This window comes from uncultured Albimonas sp., from assembly GCF_963977235.1.
In the GTDB taxonomy this organism is placed as follows: Bacteria; Pseudomonadota; Alphaproteobacteria; order Rhodobacterales; family Rhodobacteraceae; genus Albimonas.
The window spans coordinates 50,587-67,628 of record NZ_CAXBOD010000005.1 but is presented as its reverse complement, the minus strand read 5'-3'; the positions used below and the strand labels follow the sequence as shown (position 1 = coordinate 67,628).

Here is a 17,042-nt window from a genome sequence, read left to right as displayed (position 1 = left end):
GGGGCTCCGTCACAGGACGTTCGGCAGGTCGGGCGGCAGGTCGGGCGGCAGGTCGGGGAAGCCGCGGCGGGCCATCCCGCCGGAGGCGAGCGCGGCCAGCTGCGCGTCCCAGGCGGCGGCGGCGGCGAAATAGGGCAGCGCCTGCGCGAAGCGCACGCGGCCCGTGGCGTGGAGGGCGAGCAGCTCCGCCTCGCCGGCGGAGACGGCCTCGGGCGCGTCGCCCAGCAGGGCGGCGAGGGCGGCGCGCTTGCGCGCCTCAACGACCGGGCCGAGGCGGTCCACCTCGCGCAGGTACTTCAGCACCCGCGCTGCGTTCTTAGCGGCGGAGACGGCCTCCGCGTCCTCCACCCGCCCGGCGATGCGCGCGCGCAGATCGTCGATGACCCCGTCGTGGAAGGCGGTCTGCGGGGTGTCGGGCGCCTCGATCCACGGCGGAGGCGTCAGCTCCAGTCCGGACGCCTCCGCCAGCGCCCCCGCCAGCAGCCGGCGGTTCAGCGCCCGCGAGAGGATCGAGGCGCCGGGCTCTCCGGTCACGTTGCGATGTCGGATGATCACCACGCGCGTCGTGACGAAGACCCGGTGGTAGAGGATCCGCGAAAGATCCAGCGGCGCCCCGCCGGCGGCGGCGTAGTCGCGCAGCCGGCCCGCGAAATCCGGCGTCGGCTCCATCACCGAGCGCATCGAGTACCAGGCCAGGTCCTCCATCGGATCGCCGGCATGGGCCAGCTCCCAGTCCAGCAGCGCGGTCATGCGGCCGTCCTGGAACAGGAAGTTGCCGGGACCCGCGTCGCCGTGGACGAAGACCGGGGCGCCCGAGGTTTCGGGCAGGCGGTCTTCCAGCCAGCCCAGCGCCAGCTCGGCCAGCGGATCGCGCCGGTCCGTCTCGGCATACATGCCGCGCCAGATCTCGAGCTCCCGCGCCACGCAGGCGCGCATGTCCCCCGCCGGCGCCACGTCCGGCCCCGCGAGCCGGTCGCCCGGCAGGGCGTGCAGGCGGGCCAGCGCGGCGACGAAATCCTTCGCCACCGACGTCTTCTCCGCGTCCGGGCCGATGCGGCGGTAGTCGGCGCGGCCCGGCGCGCGCTCGGTCAGGATCGCCTCGTGGCGGTCGTGCTCGGCCAGCAGCCGCGGCGCCGGCACGTCGGTCCCGTCGAGCGCGCGGTAGACCTGAGCCTCGCGGCGCACGGTGTAGGGCTCCCCGCTCGGCGGGCGCGGCGGCGCGTAGCGCAGGTAGAGCGGCTGCCGCCCGTCCGCGGTCTCGACGTCCACCGCCCAGGAGCGGCAGCGGTTGCCGCCCGAGATCTGCGCGCAGTCCGCCAGGCGCCCGCCCGCCGCCTCGGCGGCCCAGGCGGTCAGCGCCTCGGTCGTCGCGGCCGGCGGCAGGGCGGCCGCCTCGGGCGCGGGCTCTGCGGCGGGGGTTCGGTTTGCGGCGGGAAACGTCACGGATCGGCGGCTCCTGTCTTCGCGATCACCATGGAGCGAGTCGGCGGCCGCGCGCAAGTCAATTGTTTGACCTTTAGCTTGGCCTGCCATTAAACCATTCGTAGACTGCCGTTCCTGCCCGCCGACTCAGGGCCTCGTCCGCCAGGGAGACCTCATGTCCACGCCCCCGCCTGCCCCCCGGAGCCCGGCGCTCCTGCGCGTCCGCCCCCAGTCCGCCGCGCGGTTCCCCGGGCTGCTGTCGGCAGGCGAGCGCCTGTTCCTGCCCGGATCGGCCGCCGAGGTTCCGGCCCTGCTCGAGGCGCTCCACGCGCAGGGCGGCCCGGCGCTGCGGATCACCTCCAGCTTCGTGCCGGGCATCAACCCGACGCCGCTGGGCCGGCTGCCGCCGGGCACGGAGTATTCCGCGCTCTTCGCGACGGCCGATGCGCCGGGCGACCAGGCGCGCGGGGCGTTGCGGCACCTGCCGATGTCCTACGGCGCGGCCGCGCGATGGCTCGGCCAGGTCGCGCGCTTCGACGCCTGTGTGATGACCGTGGCGCCGCCGGACGCCGCCGGGCGCTGCTCGCTGGGGCTGGCGGTGGAGTTCGCGCCGCTGGCGCGGCGGCGCTCCTCCCGGCTGATCCTGGTGGTGAACCCGGCGATGCCCTCGATCCCCGGCGCGGCCTCCGTCGCGCTCGACGAGGCGGACGCGGTGATCGAGGCGGAGGCGCCGCCCCGGGAATACGACGTCGGCGCCCCCTCCCCCGCCGCCACCGCCATCGCCGGGCGGATCGCCACGCTGGTGGACGACGGCGCCGCGATCCAGATCGGGCTCGGCAAGGCGCCCGACGCGCTGATGGACCTGCTGACCGACCGGCGGAACCTGCGGCTGCACTCCGGCATGCTCTCCGACGGCGCCCGGAGGCTGGTCGAGGCCGGCGCCCTCGCCCCCGGTCATCGCCCGGTCAGCTGCGTCCATGTCGGCACGCGGAGCTATTACGACTGGCTCGCGGGCCGGGACGGCTTTGACGTGGTTGACTGCGAGGCGACGCATACCCCCCAGGCGCTGGCCCGCGTGCGCGGCCTGGTCGCGGTGAACTCGGCGCTGGAGGTGGACCTGTTCGGCCAGGCCAACCTGGAGCTGCTGGGCGGCCGCGCCATCAGCGGCGTCGGCGGCGCCCCCGACTTCGCCCGCGCCGCGGCGCTCGATCCCGCGAGCGTCAGCGTCGTCGCCCTGCCCGCCGCCTCCGGTCGCGGCGCGGTCTCGCGCATCGTGCCGCGGCTCTCGGGCCTCGCCTCGCTGCCCCGCGGCGACGTGGAGGTGGTCATTACCGAGCACGGCCTGGCGGACCTGCGCGGCCTTTCGACCGTCGAGCGGGCCGAGCGGCTGATCGAGGTCGCCGCCCCGGACCACCGGCCGGCGCTGACCGAGGCCTGGCGGGCGATGGCGGCCGGGCTCTGAGCCCCCGTCCGACGCACGAAAAGCCCGGCGTCGCGCCTCGGGCGATCGACGCCGGGGAGGCGGCGCGGCAGGCGCCGCGCCGGCGACGCCGAGACGGTCGGGAGGGGCCGCTCGGCGTGGGGTTGGAGGCAGGCTCAGTAGGACTTGGGCAGCCCCAGAACGCGCTCGGCGAGGAAACACAGCACCAGCTGTTCGGAGACCGGGGCGAGGCGGGTGACCAGCACTTCGCGCAGCAGCCGCTCGACCACGTATTCCTTGGCGTAGCCCATGCCGCCGTGGGTTAAGACCGCCTGCTGGCAGGCGGCGTGGCCCGCCCGCGCGCCCAGCAGCTTGGCCGCGTTCGCCTCGGCGCCGCAGGGACGGCCTGCGTCGTAGAGCGCGGCGGCCTTCTCGGCCATCAGCATCGCCGCCTCCAGGTTCGCCCAGCACTCCGCCAGCGGATGCTGGATGCCCTGGTTTTTGCCGATCGGCCGGCCGAAGACGTGGCGGTCGCGCGCGTAGGCGGCGGCGCGGGCCAGCGCGTCCTGGCCGATGGCGATGGCCTCGACCGCGACCAGCACCCGCTCGGGGTTCAGGCTGTCGAGGAGGTAGTGGAACCCGCGCCCGACCTCGCCGATCAGGTGATGCTCGGGGATGAAATAGTCGTCGTAGTAGACGAGGTTCGAATCCACCGCCGCCCGGCCGTGCTTGGGGATCTTCTTCACCTCGGCCCGGGTGCGGTCGAGGTCGGTGTAGAACACGGTGATCCCGTCGGTGGGCTTGCGGCAATCCTCCTTCGGGGTGGTCCGGGTCAGCAGCAGCACCTTGTTGGCCACCTGCGCGGTGGAGGTCCAGATCTTGCGCCCGGTCACCGACCAGCCCCCGTCCACCTTCTTCGCGAAGGTCTTGATCGAGGTGGTGTCGAGGCCCGCGTCCGGCTCGGTCACGCCGAAGCAGACCTGATCCTCGCCCGAGACCAGGCGCGGCGTCCATTCCGCCTTCTGCTCGGGCGTGCCGTGAACCACCAGCGGGTGCGGGCCGAACATGTTGATGTGGATCGAGGAGGCGGCCGCCATGCCGCCGCCGTGGCGGGCGACCTCGTGCATCACCGCCGCCGCGGCCTGCACGCCGAGGCCCGCGCCGCCGTATTCCTCGGGCATGGTCACGCCCAGCCAGCCGCCCTCGGCCATGGCGCGGTGGAATTCGTGGGGAAACTCTCCGGCGTCGTCCTTGGCGTTCCAGTAGTCGTCGCCGAACCGCGCGCAGACCGCCGCGACGCCGTCGCGAAGCGCCTGGAGATCGTCCTGGGAGTCGAGCATGGGTCGGGTCCTTTCCGGCTTGGCCCTCCCCGACCTGCGCGGAGGGGCTTTGGGGGCGAGAGTGCCGCCCCGGCATGATTTTGTCAAATGGTTAGACCTTTAGGTCTTCCCCTTCCGCCGGGACCTCGATCTCCAGCGACAGCAGCAGGAAGCTGAACGACTTGCCGTGCGCGTCGAGGTTGAGCGAGGCGTTGACGCCCCCGGCCAGCGCGCGCTGGAAGACGAAGTTCAGCCCGTGCAGGTCCGGCAGCTCGTAGCGCCGCGCCTCGCCCCGGAAGACGTCCGGGAAGGCGGCGCGGACGCGCTCGGCGGTGAGTTGCTCGCGGATCGCGGGATACCACCGCGGCGACAGCGCCCAGACCGAGACGTTGAGCGCGTCGCCCTTGTCGCCGGCCCGGGCGGAAGCGATGGCGCGCAGGGGGAGCGTGCGCGTCGCGGCGGTCATGGCGCGATCCAGTTCACGCGGGTGGGGACCAGCGCGCGGTCGATGTGGATCGCGCGGGTGAAGACGCTTTCGGTGATGCGTCCGCGGAAGCCGCCGCCGCCGGCGGGGCCCGCCATCCACAGGCCCTCGATCTCCTCGAGCAAGCGTTCGGCCCAGGCGCGGTCGTGGCTGCGCAGGGCGCCGCGCAGGCGCACGTCCTGCGAGCCCTGCTCGGCCCGCCCGCCGTCGAGATGCAGCGAGGCGACGCCGATCAGCTCCAGCCGCAGCGGGCCGTCGAAGCCGAAGCGCTCGACCATGCGCCGGCGCACGATCTCGCGCGCCAGCTCGCCGCGCGCCTGCGCGCCGGGGCCCGCCCAGGAGATCTCGCCCTCCGCCAGGTATCCGCCGTCGAAGGCGACCAGCGCCTTGAGCGTCTGCGGCCGCGCCCGCCCGCCGGCGCCCGAGACGCGGACCCGGTCGGGGCCGACGGCCTCGATCCGGGTGGTCGAGAAATCCGCGGTCACGTCGGGGGTCAGGTAGGCGGCGGGGTCGTGCACCTCGTAGAGCATCTGCTCCTTCACCGTCAGCGGCGCGACCAGCCCGCCGGTCCCGGGCAGCTTGGTGATCACCGCCGAGCCGTCGGGCGACATCTCGGCGATGGGATAGCCCAGGTCCTCGATGCCCGGCACGTCCTTGACGCCGGGATCGGCGAAATAGCCGCCCGTCACCTGCGTCGAGCATTCCAGCAGGTGCCCCGCCAGCGTGCCCGCGCCCAGCCGCGCCCAGTCGTCGGGCGCGACGCCGTTGGCGTGCACGAAGGGGGCGAGGAACAGCGACGGGTCGGCCGCCCGCCCGGCGATCACGACGTCGGCGCCGCCATCCAGCGCCTCGACCAGCGGCTCGTGGCCGATATAGGCGTTGGCCGCGACCGGGGGGCCGAAGTCGCCCACCCGCTCCCCGGTCTCGGGCAGCCGCGTTTCGGGGCCGACCAGCGGCAGGACGTCGTCGCCCTCGATCACCGCCACCCGCAGCCTCAGGCCCAGCTCGCGGGCGATGCGGGCCGTGGTCTCTCCGGCCGCGCGCGGATCGGCGCCGCCCATGTTGGTCACGATCCGCACGCCCTGCGCGGCGCAGGCCGGCAGCACGGCGCGCATCCGCGCCTCCAGCTTCGGGCAGTGCCCCGGCGCCCGGCCGGAGCGCTTCGCGACATGGCCCATCGCCAGCGTGCGCTCGGCCAGCGACTCGAAGCACAGGAAGTCGAGCTCGCCCCGCTCGGCCAGCGCCAGCGCGGGCGCCACCCGGTCGGGCGCCCCGCCCGAGCCGCAGCCGATCCGCAGCGTCATCGCGGCGCCCTGCCCAGCCAGGCGGGCAAGGTGTAGTCGGGATCCGGCCGCACGTAGTCGGCGGGGCGGCGCACCACCTCGATCGCCATCTTCAGCGGGCCTTCGCCGTCGAGATAGGCGAACTGCGCGCCGGCCCAGGTCCCCTCCATCATCGGGGGGAGGCCGCGGGCCTCGGCCTGCGCGATCAGGGCGTCGTAGCCGCCCTCGCCCGCGTCGACGAGAACGTGGTGCAGGCCCTCGCGCCGGCGGTCGAGGAACTCGCGGTAGATGCTGGGACCGGTCAGCGGCTGGATCACCTCCCACATCACGCCGTCGGGCGTCCAGGCGAGCGCGAGCTTCATGGAATAGGGGATCTCCTGCCCCCGGATGCGCATGCCGGTCAGCTTCGGCACCCAGACGTACCAGGGGCCGATGCCGGCGCGCTCCCAGTACTCGGCGATGGTCGCGTCCAGGTCCTCGACCACCACGCAGGTCTGCAGGACGGAGCGGATCCAGGGGGCGGGGTCGGTCATCGCGTCCTCCTCAGCGCTGCATCAGGGCGGGCAGCCACAGGATGATGTCGGGGAAGACCACCAGCAGCGTCACCACGATCAGGTCGGCCAGCAGGAACCACAGGATCCCGCGGAAGATGCCGCCGACGGAGACGAGGTCGCCCACCACCGACTTGATGACGAAGACGTTCAGCCCGATGGGCGGGGTGATCATCCCGATCTCGAGGAACTTGGCCAGCACGATGCCGAACCACAGCAGGTCGTAGCCCGCCCCGGTCAGCACCGGCAGCAGCACCGGCAGGGTCAGCAGCATCGCCCCGATCGGCTCGAGGAACATGCCCAGCAGCAGGTAGACGAGCGCGATGCCCACCAGCAGCAGCGTCGGGTCCGCGCCCAGCGCGTCGATCAGCGCGGCCAGGTCCCGCCCGGCGCCGCTGATCGCCATGAACCGGGTCAGCATGTTGGCGCCGATGGCGATCACGAACAGCGAGGCGGTGGTCTGCAGCGTCTCCATCAGGCTGTCGTGGAAGCCGCGCCAGCTGAGCGAGCGCTTGATCAGCGCGATGATGACGGCCATGCCGGCGCCGGCGCCGCCGGCCTCGGTCGGGGTGAAGACGCCGAAGAACAGGCCGCCCAGAACGCCGGCCATCAGCACCATCACGGGCCAGGTCTCGGCCAGCGCGCCCCAGCGCTCGGCGGCGCCGGGATGCTCGTGCACCGGCGGGGCGAGCGAGGGGTCCAGTTTGGCGCGGATCACCACCGTCAGCACGTAGCCGAGCGCCGTCAGCAAGCCGGCGCCGACGCCGCCCATGAACAGCGCCCCTACCGGAACCTGCGCGATGATGCCGTAGAGGATCAGCAGGATCGAGGGCGGGATCAGCGCGCCGATGGTGCCGGCCGCCGCGACCGTGCCGGTGGCGAACTCGGGGTTGTAGCCGTTGCGCGTCATCTCCGGCACGGCGATCCGCCCCATCGCCGCCGCGCAGGCGACGGACGAGCCGGTGACCGCCGCGAAGCCCGAGGCGCCGAAGATCGAGGCCACCGCGATCCCGCCCGGCAGGCGCGACAGCCACAGGCGCGCCGCCTCGAACAGGCCCTTGGTCAGGCCGGCGTGGTAGCACAGGAAGCCCATCAGCAGGAACATCGGCACCGAGCTGAGCTGCCAGGTCGCCGTGAAGCTCCAGGGCACGATGCCCATCGCGCCCCAGGCGGCCCGCGGGCCGACCATCGCCCAGATGCCGCAGAAGCTGACCCCGATCAGGGCCGCGCCGATGGGAATGCGCAGCGCGATCAGGGTCAGAAGGATGGCGACTCCGGCATAGCCGATCTCGACGTTGCTCACGGTCGGGGCTCCGTTCCGGTTCGGGGGCGCATCAGAAGAACGGCGCCTCGGGGTCCTGCGCCGGCCCGCGCAGCAGCGCCAGCGCCGCCTTGGCCAGCAGCGCGGCGGTCATCAGGCCCGCGCCCAGCGGCAGCAGGTAGCGGGCGGGCCAGGTCAGCAGCTTGACGTCGAATTCGATCTCGAAGGCGCCGATCTGCAGGGCGCGGCCGGCCTCGATCCACGACTGCCAGGTCAGCGCGCCGAACACCGCGGCGCAGAACAGCAGCGAGACGATGTTCAGCGCCCGCTGCGCGTGCGGCGGGAACCGCGTGGTCAGCACCTCGACCCCGATGTGGCCGTTGCGCCGCTCGGCGAAGGCCAGCGGCAGGAAGGCGACCAGCACCATGTAGTAGTTCGAGACGATGGCGATCGTGCCCGGAAGCGGCGTGCGGAACACGTATTTCGAGATCACGTCGACCGAGATGTGGACCATCATCAGCACCGCCGCCGCGGCCGCCAGCCAGGTCGCGCCCTGCACGATCCAGCCCAGCAGCCGCACCGGGGCCGGAGCGGGCGGCGGGCCGGCCGTCGGTTCACAGACCTCGGGAGGCAGGCTCATCGGCGAGGATCCTTCGCGGGGGGAGACACGTGGGAGCGAGAACGGGCGGGCGCGCCGCCGGGGAGCGGTCAGGCCGCCCCCGGCCCTGCGCCCGGCCGACCGGGCGCGCCGCTCAGTTGATGCCGTAGGCGGCGCGGTCGAGCTTGTCGTAGATCTCGGCCTTCAGCAGGTCGCGGAAGCCCTCGAGATCGCTGGGGTCGACCTCGGCGACCTTTGCCTTCCACTTCTCGATCAGGCCGCGGACCGTCTCCATCTTCCCGGCGACGTTCTCGACGCCGTAGAGGTCGCTGAACTGCGCCTCGATGGTCTTCATGTCCTCGGCCAGGAAGGCCTGCGTCGCCTCGGTGAAGCCGGTCTCGTCGGCGGTGACGATGCTCACCCCGGCGTCGGTCAGGGTCTTCTCGGCCTTCACGCCCTGGCGGTAGTATTCCACCGCCGTCGCCGCGGTCATCAGCGCGCCCGCGTCGATCAGGACCGAGCGCTGCGCGTCGTCGAGCTCGCGCCACAGGTCGAGGTTGACGTTCAGCGAGGCCGCGCCCGCGAAGACGCCGCCGGGGGCGTTCTTGACGACGTGGCGGGTGACGTCGGTGAGCTGGAAGTTGATCGCGTCCGGCAGGCCGACCATGGTGCACTGGACCACGTTCTGCGCCAGCGCCTCGTACATCTCCGAGCCGGGGATCGCGACCTTGACGGCGCCGAAATGCTCCGCCCAGCGCCCAAAGACCGAGGCGCCCGAGCGCAGGGACAGGCCCTTGAGATCGGCCGGCGACTCGATCGCCCGGTTGCAGACGAGGGAGTATTCGGTGCTGGCCCCGCCGCCGAGGAACACCTGGTTCTGCGCGAGGTACTCGTCCTGGCAGTCGGGGCAGTCCAGCATCACGTATTCGGTCATCGCCGCGACCATCGCCAGCCCCGGCGCGTCGACGCCCTTCTGGACCAGCAGGGTCATGTCGGCGGCCATGTTGGTCTCGGAATACTCGGCCGCGAAATAAGGCGTCAGCACATAGCCCATGTCGGCGATGCCGTCGCGGATGCCCGGCGACATCTCGGCCAGCGTCAGCAGGCCCAGGCTCTGCACGTCGGCGCGCAGGTCGCTGTTGGCCTCGAGGAACTCCGCGACCGCGTGGTGGCCGTAGGGCGGCACGGCGGAGTCGGGAAAGCCGGAGGCCACGGTCAGCGTCCGCTCGGCGCCGTGCGCGCCGGCGGAAGCGGCGAGCAGGACAGCCAGCGCCGCGGGCATGCCGCGCCGGTGCTTCTTCGCAAGGGTCATCTTCATCTCTCCCTGTGGCGGGACCCATCGGTCCATTCGTACGTTTATTTATTGGTCTATCCATTAACGCATGGCAAGCTGGCTGTAAAGCGCTCCGCACGCGCGCTCAGGCGCGAATTGCGCCCTGGAGCCATCTGGAGCCATCGCGGGGCGTGCCCCAGGGGCGCGAAGCGAGCCTGTCGCGCCCCCAGCGCCGGCGGCCATGCCCGCCCCGGAATAAAATGCGCTAGATTACTTTTCGCACGTGTATATAATTTGACCCAGACAAAGGGAGTCGCGGCCGGGCGCCGGGCGCGGCGCAAGACCACGACGACCCGGGAGGAGACATGGACTTCGGCATCACGGCCGTGGGCGCCTACGCGCCGCGGCTACGCCTGTCGCGCGCCGCCATCGCCGCGGCGCACCGCTGGATGGCGCCGGCGCTGGCGTCGAGCGCCAAGGGCGAACGGGCCTTCTGCAGCTGGGACGAGGACGCGATAACCATGGCGGTCGAGGCCGCGCGCGACTGCGTGCCGCCCGAAGGGCGCGCGGGGGTGAGTTCCCTGATCCTCGCGTCGACCACGCTGCCCTACGCGGACATGTCGAACGCCTCCGTCGTCGCCGGCGCGCTCGACCTGCGCGAGGGCGCGCGCACGGCCGAGGCGACGGGATCCCAGCGGGCGGCGACCTCGGCACTGGCGCAGGCGATCGAGGCGCGCGCCGAGGGCGCGCTTCTGGTGGCGAGCGAGCGGCCGACCGCCAGGCCCGCCAGCGCCCAGGAGATGCAGCAGGGCGCGGGCGCCGCGGCCCTGCGGCTGGGCACGGGCGAGCTGATCGCGAAGGCGCTCGGCGCCGCCTCGGTCAACGCGGCCTTCGCCGACCACGTGCGCGCGGCCGGGGCGACCGCCGACTACGCCTGGGAGGAGCGGTGGATCCGCGACGAGGGCTACGCGAAGATCGTCCCGCGCGCCATTTCAGCGGCGCTGGCCGAAGCCGGGATCCCGGCGGGCGAGCTGGCGCATTTCGTGATGCCCTCGCCGATCCGCGGCGCGGCGGCCTCCGTCGCGCGGACGGTCGGCTTTCGGGGCGAGGTGGCCGACGATCTCGTCGCCGGCTGCGGGCTGACCGGCGCGGCGCACCCCTTCCTGATGCTCGCGAAGGTGCTGGAGACGGCGGAGGCCGGGGAGAAGATCCTGCTGGTCGGCTTCGGCCAGGGCGCGGACGCCATCGTGCTGGAGGCGACGGGCAGACGTCCGGCGGGCCGCGGCGTGACGGGCGCGCTCGCCGACCGGGTTCCGACCGAGGACTACCTGCGGATGCTGTCCTTCTACGGGCGCATCGAGCTCGAGTGGGGGATGCGGGCCGAGGCGGCGGACAAGGCCGCCCTGACCGCCGCCTGGCGCGAGGCCGGGCAGCTGTCGGCCTTCAAGGCCGGGCGCTGCCCCGACTGCGGGACGATCCAGTTCCCCCAGCTCGCCTACTGCGTGACGCCCGGCTGCGGCGCCCATGCCGAGCGGTTCGAGCAGGTCTCGCTCGCCGACGCGCCCGCGAAGGTGCTGACCTATACCGCGGACTGGCTCAGCTACCACCCCGCCCCGCCGCTGGTGGTGGGCTTCGTGCAGTTCGAGAACGGCGCGCGGCTGCTGATGGAGACGGTGGACGCCGACCCTGCCGCGGTCGACGTCGGCCTGCCGCTGCGGATGGTGTTCCGCCTGAAGAAGATCGACGCGAGGAGCGGCTTCCGCCGCTATTTCTGGAAAGCCACGCCCGACGGCGTCGCGGCGACGGGCTGAGGAGAGAACCATGGCCACCGGCATCAAGGACAAGGTCGCCATCATCGGCATGGGCTGCTCGCGCTTCGGCGAGCGCTGGGACGCGAGCGAGGAGGACCTTCTGGCCGAAGCCTTCGACGAGGCGCTGGCCGACGCGGGCATCGAGCGTGCGCAGATCGAGGCCGCCTGGTTCGGCTCGGGCGTCGACGGGGTGAACGTGGGCAATTCCGCGATCCCCGCCTCGACGGCGCTGCGGCTGGACGGCATCCCGGTCAGCCGGGTCGAGAACATGTGCGCGACCGGCACCGAGGCGCTTCGCGGGGCGGCCTACGCCGTCGCCTCGGGCGCGGTCGACATCGCGCTGGCGGTGGGGGCGGAGAAGCTGAAGGACACCGGCTACGGCGGCCTTCCCACCCCGTTCAAGGGCGCCTTCAACGACCTGTGGCTGCCTCTGGGCTCGGCCCCCGCGGGCTTCGCCCAGCTGGCGGCGGGGTATCGCACCAAGCACCAGGTCTCGAAGCAGGACCTCAAGCGGGCCATCGGCCACGTCTCGTGGAAGAGCCACCAGAACGGCGTGCTCTCGCCCAAGGCGCACCTGCGCAAGGAGGTGTCGATGGACGCCATCCTGAACGCGCCGATGATCGCGGAACCGCTGGGCCTCTACGACTGCTGCGGCGTCTCGGACGGGGCCGCGGCGGCCATCGTGACCACGCCCGAGATCGCGCGCAGCCTGGGCCACAGGGACTTCGTGACCATCAAGGCGATCCAGCTCTCGATCAGCTCGGGCGTCGAATCCACCACCGACGCCTGGGACGGCAGCCATGTGCGCAACACCCGCAACGCCGCGAAACGCGCCTATGCGGAGGCGGGGATCGACGATCCCCGCAAGCAGCTGAGCCTGATGGAGGTGCATGACTGCTTCTCGATCACCGAGCTGGTGACGATGGAGGACCTGTTCGTCTCCGGCGAGGGCGAGGCGGTGCGCGACGTGCTCGACGGCTTCTACGACCGCGAGGGCGGCGGCGTGCCCTGCCAGGTGGACGGGGGGCTTAAGTGCTTCGGCCATCCGATCGGCGCCTCGGGCCTGCGCATGGCCTACGAGAGCTACACCCAGCTTCTGGGCCGGGCCGGGGCGCGGCAGATCCCGAACGCCTCGCTGGGCCTGTCGCACAATCTCGGCGGCGTGCCCTATCTGGGCATCGCCGCGATCTCGATCCTGGGCCTGCATTCCTGATCGCGGAACCGTACCCGGAGGCGGAGCCTCCCGCCGCCCCGGACCCTGCCGCGCCGCCCCGTCTCAGGGGCGGCGCGGCCCATGACAGACGCCACGAGGAAGCGCCATGACCCCCACGCCCCGCACCCTGTTCTCGTCCGAGCACGACCAGTTCCGCGACACCGTCCGCCGCTTCGTCGCGACCGAGCTCGCCCCCCATCACGCCGAGTGGGAGGACGCGCAGGTTGTCCCCCGCGAGGTCTGGCGCAAGGCCGGCGCGGCGGGGCTGCTGTGCTGCTCCCTGCCCGAGGAATACGGCGGGCCGGGCGCCGACTGGCTCTACGACGTCGTGGTGATCGAGGAGCTGAGCTACGCCGGCATGACCGGTCCCGGCTTCATGGTCCATTCCGAGATGTGCGCCCCCTACATCCTCGCCTGGGGGACGGAGGAGCTGAAGCGCGAATGGCTGCCGAAGATGGTCACGGGCGAGGCCATCGGCGCCATCGCCATGACCGAGCCCGGCGCCGGGTCCGACGTGAAGAACGTGAAGCTCCGCGCCCGGCGAGACGGGGACGACTACGTCCTCGATGGTCAGAAGGTCTACATCTCCAACGGCCAGACCGCCGACGTGGTGGTCACCGCCGCCAAGACCGACCCCGAGGCGGGCGCCCGCGGCATGAGCCTGATCGCCGTGCCCACGGCCTCGGCCGGGTTCGAGCGGGGGCGCAACCTCAAGAAGATCGGCCTGAAGGCGCAGGACACCTCCGAGCTGTTCTATTCCGGCGTCCGCGTCCCCCTCGCCAACCGGCTGGGCGAGGAAGGCCAGGGCTTCTCGATGCTGATGACCAAGCTCGCGCAGGAGCGGCTGACCCAGGCGATCCGCTCGGTTGCCGTGGCCGAGGCCGCGATCCGCTGGACCTTCGACTACGTGCGTGGGCGCGAGGCCTTTGACGGGACCATCGCGGATTTCCAGAACACCCAGTTCACGCTCGCCCAGCTCGAGGCCGAGACCACGGCGCAGCGGGTCTTCGTCGACTGGTGCATCGCGCGGCACCTGAAGGGAGAGCTGACGTCGGTGGAGGCCGCGAAGGCCAAGCTCGTCGCCTCCGACCTGCACTGCAAGGTGGTCGACCAGTGCCTGCAGTTCTTCGGCGGCTACGGCTACATGCAGGAATACCCCATCGCCCGGGCCTACATCGACGCGCGCATCGTCAAGATCGCCGGCGGCGCCATGGAGGTGATGAAGCAGATCATCTGGCGCGACATGGCCAAGCGGAACGCCTGATCCCGGTGCGGGGGGAGGCCGGGCCTCTCCCCGCGCCCCCTGCCATCCAGACCAAAGAACGGGAGGACGAGATGGATCTCGAAACCGTGCGCGCGCACCGCTTCGACCCGATCGAGCATGTCTACACGTCGAAGGACACGATGCTCTACGCGCTGGGCATCGGCTACGGGTCGGACCCGCTGGACGCCGCCCAGCTCGCGTTCGTCTACGAGGAGGGCCTGAAGGCCGTCCCCTCGATCTGCAACGTGCTGGCCCATCCGGGCTTCTGGGCGAAGGATCCGAAGTTCGGGATCTCCTGGATGAAGATCCTGCATGGCGAGCAGGAATACGAGATCCACGCCCCGATCCCGCCCGAAGGACGGGTGCGGGGCGAATACGAGATCCAGGCCGTCGAGGACCGGGGCGAGGGCAAGGGCGCGCGCCTGCACCAGCTCAAGCGGCTGTTCGACCAGGACGGGACGCTGCTCGCCACCGTCCGCTCCGTCATAGTGATGCGCGGCGACGGCGGCTGCGGAGGCTTCGGGGATCCCGTCCAGCCCCCGGGCGCCCTGCCCGACGCGACGCCCGACGAGGTGGTGGAGCTGCCGACCCTGCCCCAGCAGGCGCTGATCTACCGCCTTTCGGGCGACTACAATCCCATCCACGCCGATCCGAAGGCGGCGAAAGGGGGCGGGTTCGATGCGCCGATCCTGCACGGGCTGTGCACGCTGGGGCTCGCGACCCGCTCGCTCCTGCAGGCCTGCGCGCCGGGCCGGCCGGAGGCGCTGACCTCGATGTTCGTGCGGTTCTCGAGCCCGGTGTTCCCCGGCGAGACCATCGTCACCGAGATCTTCCGCGGCGCGGGCGACGAGATCCGCTTCCGCTGCCGCGCGAAGGAGCGTGACGTGGTGGTGCTGGACCGGGGGCGCGCCCGGATCGCGTCATGAGCGGGCTCGGGCGGGAGGGGCCGGGCTTCGCCACCGCGCTCGACGCCGGCGTGCTGACCCTGACCCTGAACCGGCCGGAGGCGCGCAACCCGTTCGTGCCCGGGATGCCGGCGGCCCTTCGCGACCTGTTGGGCGACGCGCAGGCCGACCCGGCCGTGCGCTGCCTGCTGGTGCGCGGCGCGGGCGACCACCTCTCGGCCGGGGGCGACGTGGCGAGCTTCGCGCGCAGCCTGGCCGAGACGACCGACGCCGAGCGGCAGGCGGAGTTCCGCGGGCGCATGGCCGTGGGCAAGGCGCTGGCGCTGGCGCTGGCCGCCTTCGACCGGCCGGTCGTGGTGCGCCATCGCGGGGCCGTCGCGGGGGCCGGCCTGATGGTCCCTCTCGCGGCCGATCTCGTGGTGGCCGACGAGACGGCGCGCTTCGTCTTCGCCTATCGGCGCCTGGCCCTGTCGCCCGACGGCGGCGTCTCCTGGCTGCTGGCCCGCGCGGTGGGCGCGCGCCAGGCGCGGCGGCTGATGCTGACCGCGGCGGTGGTCGAGGCCCCCGAGGCGCAGCGGCTGGGGCTGATCGACCTCCTGGTCCCGGCCGAGGAGCTGGACGCGGCGGCGGCGCGGGCCGCGGCCGACTTCGCCACCGCGCCGCAGGGATCGCTGAGGCGCATCAAGCGGCTGGCCGACGCGGCCCCGGGGCGGGACTACGCCGCCCATCTCGACGCCGAAGGCGAGGCGATCGTGGAAGGGGTGGTCGACCCTGACTTCGCCGAAGGCGTCGCCGCCTTCCTCGAGAAGCGCCCGCCCCGCTTCGCCTGAGGCGCGCCCCGGCCGCGCGAACCCCCGGCGCCGACGGCGCCGGGGGTTTTTCTTCGCGCGGCCTCGCTCAGACCGCGTAGGCGAGGAACAGGGACAGGGCCGGGAACACCAGCAGCAGCGTCAGCACCACCAGGTCCATGGCGAAGAAGGGCGTGACGCCCGCGAAGATCCGCCCGACGGAGACCTTGGGCTCGGTCACCGAATGGATCACGAACACGTTCAGTCCGACCGGCGGCGTCACCAGCCCCATCTCCAGCAGCTTCACCACGATCACGCCGAACCAGATCAGGTCCATGCCGTGGCTCTCGACCAGCGGCAGGGTGAACGGCAGGGTCAGCAGCAGGATGCCCAGCGGATCGAGGAACATCCCCAGCAGGATGTAGATCGCCACGATCCCCACGAACAGCAGGACGATGCCCGGATCCGACGCCTGAACGACCGTCACCATCGCGTTCGCCACGCCGGTCAGCGAGACGAAGCTGACGAAGGTCTTGGCCGCGGCGGCGATCAGGAAGATCGCCGCGGTCTGCACCGCCGTCTCCTTCAGCGCCTCGCGCAGGCCGTCGAGCTTGATCCGGCCGGTGAAGACCGCGATCGCGCAGGCGGCGACGAAGCTGACCGCGGCCGCTTCGGTGGCGGTGAAGATCCCGCCGTAGATGCCGCCGATGATGATCGCGAAGATCAGCAGCGCCGGCCAGGCGGCGATCAGCGCGCGCAGACGCTCGCCCAGCGAATAGCGCTGGTCGGTGGAGGGCGCGTCCTGGGGGCGCAGGGTCGTCCAGATGCCGACCACGACCCAGTAGCCGACCATCGACAGCAGCCCCGGGACCACGCCGGCCATGAACAGGCGGGAGATCGACTGCTCGGCGAAGATCCCGTAGAGGATGAACAGGATCGAGGGCGGGATCAGCGCCCCCAGGGTGCCGCCGGCCGCCACGCAGCCCGTCGACAGCCGGTCCGAGTAGCCGAAGCGGTTCATCTCCGACACTGCCACGCGCCCCATGGTGGCCGCGCAGGCGATCGAGGAGCCCGAGATCGCCGCGAACCCCCCGCACCCCAGGATCGAGGCCATGGCGAGCCCGCCGGGCACCCGCGTCAGCCAGGCGCGCGCAGCGAAGTAGATGTCGGAGGTGATGCCCGAGCGGTAGCAGACATGCCCCAGCGCCACGAACATCGGGATCGCCGAGAGATCGTAGGAATAGAACAGCTCGAAGATCGTGGACGACGCCAGCGTCAGGGTCGGGACCAGCGCCCGGTCGAGCGCCGGGGCCCCGCCCTGCGGGAAGGCGAAGTAGGCGAAGATCGAGACCAGCGCCACGGCGCCGAGCGCGAAAGCGATGGGGGTGCGCAGGATGATGAGGATCAGCGCCGCGCCCATGCCGAGCGCGCCGAGAACAGCCGGGTCCAT

General features: G+C 72.3%; 15 protein-coding genes. 6 read left to right on the top strand and 9 right to left on the bottom strand.

The genetic code is table 11. The features are described from left to right. Positions 1–9: 9 nt before the first annotated feature. A complete protein-coding gene (locus AAC134_RS05545) occupies positions 10–1,443 on the bottom strand; it encodes a phosphotransferase family protein (RefSeq protein ID WP_339948070.1) in 1,434 nt (477 codons plus the stop codon). Positions 1,444–1,597: 154 nt separating this feature from the next. Between AAC134_RS05545 and AAC134_RS05540 the strand changes: the two genes are divergently transcribed. After that, complete coding sequence (locus AAC134_RS05540; protein WP_339948069.1) at positions 1,598–2,884, top strand: acetyl-CoA hydrolase/transferase C-terminal domain-containing protein; 1,287 nt, start codon at positions 1,598–1,600, stop codon at positions 2,882–2,884. Between the two features lie 134 nt (positions 2,885–3,018). Here AAC134_RS05540 and AAC134_RS05535 read toward each other — a convergent pair whose 3' ends face one another. The 7 genes from AAC134_RS05535 to AAC134_RS05505 form a co-directional block, all read right to left on the bottom strand. Beyond that, positions 3,019–4,182 (bottom strand): acyl-CoA dehydrogenase family protein, encoded by a 1,164-nt coding sequence (locus AAC134_RS05535; RefSeq protein ID WP_339948068.1) that lies wholly within the window; start codon positions 4,180–4,182, stop codon positions 3,019–3,021. Positions 4,183–4,273: 91 nt separating this feature from the next. Next, positions 4,274–4,627: a hypothetical protein gene (locus tag AAC134_RS05530; RefSeq protein WP_339948067.1), complete on the bottom strand. Its 354-nt coding sequence runs from the start codon at positions 4,625–4,627 to the stop codon at positions 4,274–4,276. After that, the gene (locus tag AAC134_RS05525; protein ID WP_339948066.1) at positions 4,624–5,949 is read right to left on the bottom strand and encodes an acyclic terpene utilization AtuA family protein; all 1,326 of its coding nucleotides are present in this window, start codon (positions 5,947–5,949) and stop codon (positions 4,624–4,626) included. Before AAC134_RS05525 ends, AAC134_RS05530 begins: the two co-directional genes overlap by 4 nt. Further along, positions 5,946–6,461, bottom strand: coding sequence for a VOC family protein (locus AAC134_RS05520; protein ID WP_339948065.1), 516 nt, complete (start codon positions 6,459–6,461; stop codon positions 5,946–5,948). The genes AAC134_RS05525 and AAC134_RS05520 overlap by 4 nt, the downstream gene beginning before the upstream one ends. Positions 6,462–6,471: 10 nt before the next feature. Then, the gene (locus AAC134_RS05515; protein WP_339948064.1) at positions 6,472–7,782 is read right to left on the bottom strand and encodes a TRAP transporter large permease; all 1,311 of its coding nucleotides are present in this window, start codon (positions 7,780–7,782) and stop codon (positions 6,472–6,474) included. 31 nt (positions 7,783–7,813) lie between these two features. After that, entirely contained in the window at positions 7,814–8,380 is a 567-nt protein-coding gene (locus tag AAC134_RS05510; protein ID WP_339948063.1) for a TRAP transporter small permease, read from the bottom strand. Positions 8,381–8,492: 112 nt separating this feature from the next. Then, complete coding sequence (locus AAC134_RS05505) at positions 8,493–9,650, bottom strand: C4-dicarboxylate TRAP transporter substrate-binding protein (protein WP_339948062.1); 1,158 nt, start codon at positions 9,648–9,650, stop codon at positions 8,493–8,495. A gap of 326 nt (positions 9,651–9,976) precedes the next feature. On the opposite strand from AAC134_RS05505, the gene AAC134_RS05500 reads away from it, so the two are divergent. From AAC134_RS05500 to AAC134_RS05480, 5 genes are all read left to right on the top strand, one after another. Then, a complete protein-coding gene (locus AAC134_RS05500; RefSeq protein ID WP_339948061.1) occupies positions 9,977–11,422 on the top strand; it encodes an OB-fold domain-containing protein in 1,446 nt (481 codons plus the stop codon). A 10-nt stretch (positions 11,423–11,432) separates the two neighbouring features. Continuing rightward, positions 11,433–12,635: an acetyl-CoA acetyltransferase gene (locus AAC134_RS05495; RefSeq protein WP_339948060.1), complete on the top strand. Its 1,203-nt coding sequence runs from the start codon at positions 11,433–11,435 to the stop codon at positions 12,633–12,635. A gap of 106 nt (positions 12,636–12,741) precedes the next feature. After that, positions 12,742–13,899: an acyl-CoA dehydrogenase family protein gene (locus tag AAC134_RS05490; protein ID WP_339948059.1), complete on the top strand. Its 1,158-nt coding sequence runs from the start codon at positions 12,742–12,744 to the stop codon at positions 13,897–13,899. A gap of 71 nt (positions 13,900–13,970) precedes the next feature. Beyond that, entirely contained in the window at positions 13,971–14,825 is an 855-nt protein-coding gene (locus AAC134_RS05485) for a MaoC/PaaZ C-terminal domain-containing protein (protein ID WP_339948058.1), read from the top strand. Continuing rightward, the gene (locus AAC134_RS05480; RefSeq protein WP_339948057.1) at positions 14,822–15,634 is read left to right on the top strand and encodes an enoyl-CoA hydratase-related protein; all 813 of its coding nucleotides are present in this window, start codon (positions 14,822–14,824) and stop codon (positions 15,632–15,634) included. Before AAC134_RS05485 ends, AAC134_RS05480 begins: the two co-directional genes overlap by 4 nt. Before the next feature lie 67 nt (positions 15,635–15,701). Here AAC134_RS05480 and AAC134_RS05475 read toward each other — a convergent pair whose 3' ends face one another. Continuing rightward, positions 15,702–17,042: a TRAP transporter large permease gene (locus AAC134_RS05475; protein WP_339948056.1), complete on the bottom strand. Its 1,341-nt coding sequence runs from the start codon at positions 17,040–17,042 to the stop codon at positions 15,702–15,704.

Excerpts from the sequence above, each read along its gene's own strand:
- AAC134_RS05540 (WP_339948069.1), top strand. The coding sequence starts at position 1,598 with ATGTCCACGCCCCCGCCTGCCCCCCGGAGCCCGGCGCTCCTGCGCGTC.
- AAC134_RS05535 (WP_339948068.1), bottom strand. The coding sequence starts at position 4,182 with ATGCTCGACTCCCAGGACGATCTCCAGGCGCTTCGCGACGGCGTCGCG.
- AAC134_RS05530 (WP_339948067.1), bottom strand. The coding sequence starts at position 4,627 with ATGACCGCCGCGACGCGCACGCTCCCCCTGCGCGCCATCGCTTCCGCC.
- AAC134_RS05525 (WP_339948066.1), bottom strand. The coding sequence starts at position 5,949 with ATGACGCTGCGGATCGGCTGCGGCTCGGGCGGGGCGCCCGACCGGGTG.
- AAC134_RS05520 (WP_339948065.1), bottom strand. The coding sequence starts at position 6,461 with ATGACCGACCCCGCCCCCTGGATCCGCTCCGTCCTGCAGACCTGCGTG.
- AAC134_RS05510 (WP_339948063.1), bottom strand. The coding sequence starts at position 8,380 with ATGAGCCTGCCTCCCGAGGTCTGTGAACCGACGGCCGGCCCGCCGCCC.
- AAC134_RS05505 (WP_339948062.1), bottom strand. The coding sequence starts at position 9,650 with ATGACCCTTGCGAAGAAGCACCGGCGCGGCATGCCCGCGGCGCTGGCT.
- AAC134_RS05500 (WP_339948061.1), top strand. The coding sequence starts at position 9,977 with ATGGACTTCGGCATCACGGCCGTGGGCGCCTACGCGCCGCGGCTACGC.
- AAC134_RS05495 (WP_339948060.1), top strand. The coding sequence starts at position 11,433 with ATGGCCACCGGCATCAAGGACAAGGTCGCCATCATCGGCATGGGCTGC.
- AAC134_RS05490 (WP_339948059.1), top strand. The coding sequence starts at position 12,742 with ATGACCCCCACGCCCCGCACCCTGTTCTCGTCCGAGCACGACCAGTTC.
- AAC134_RS05485 (WP_339948058.1), top strand. The coding sequence starts at position 13,971 with ATGGATCTCGAAACCGTGCGCGCGCACCGCTTCGACCCGATCGAGCAT.
- AAC134_RS05480 (WP_339948057.1), top strand. The coding sequence starts at position 14,822 with ATGAGCGGGCTCGGGCGGGAGGGGCCGGGCTTCGCCACCGCGCTCGAC.
- AAC134_RS05475 (WP_339948056.1), bottom strand. The coding sequence starts at position 17,042 with ATGGACCCGGCTGTTCTCGGCGCGCTCGGCATGGGCGCGGCGCTGATC.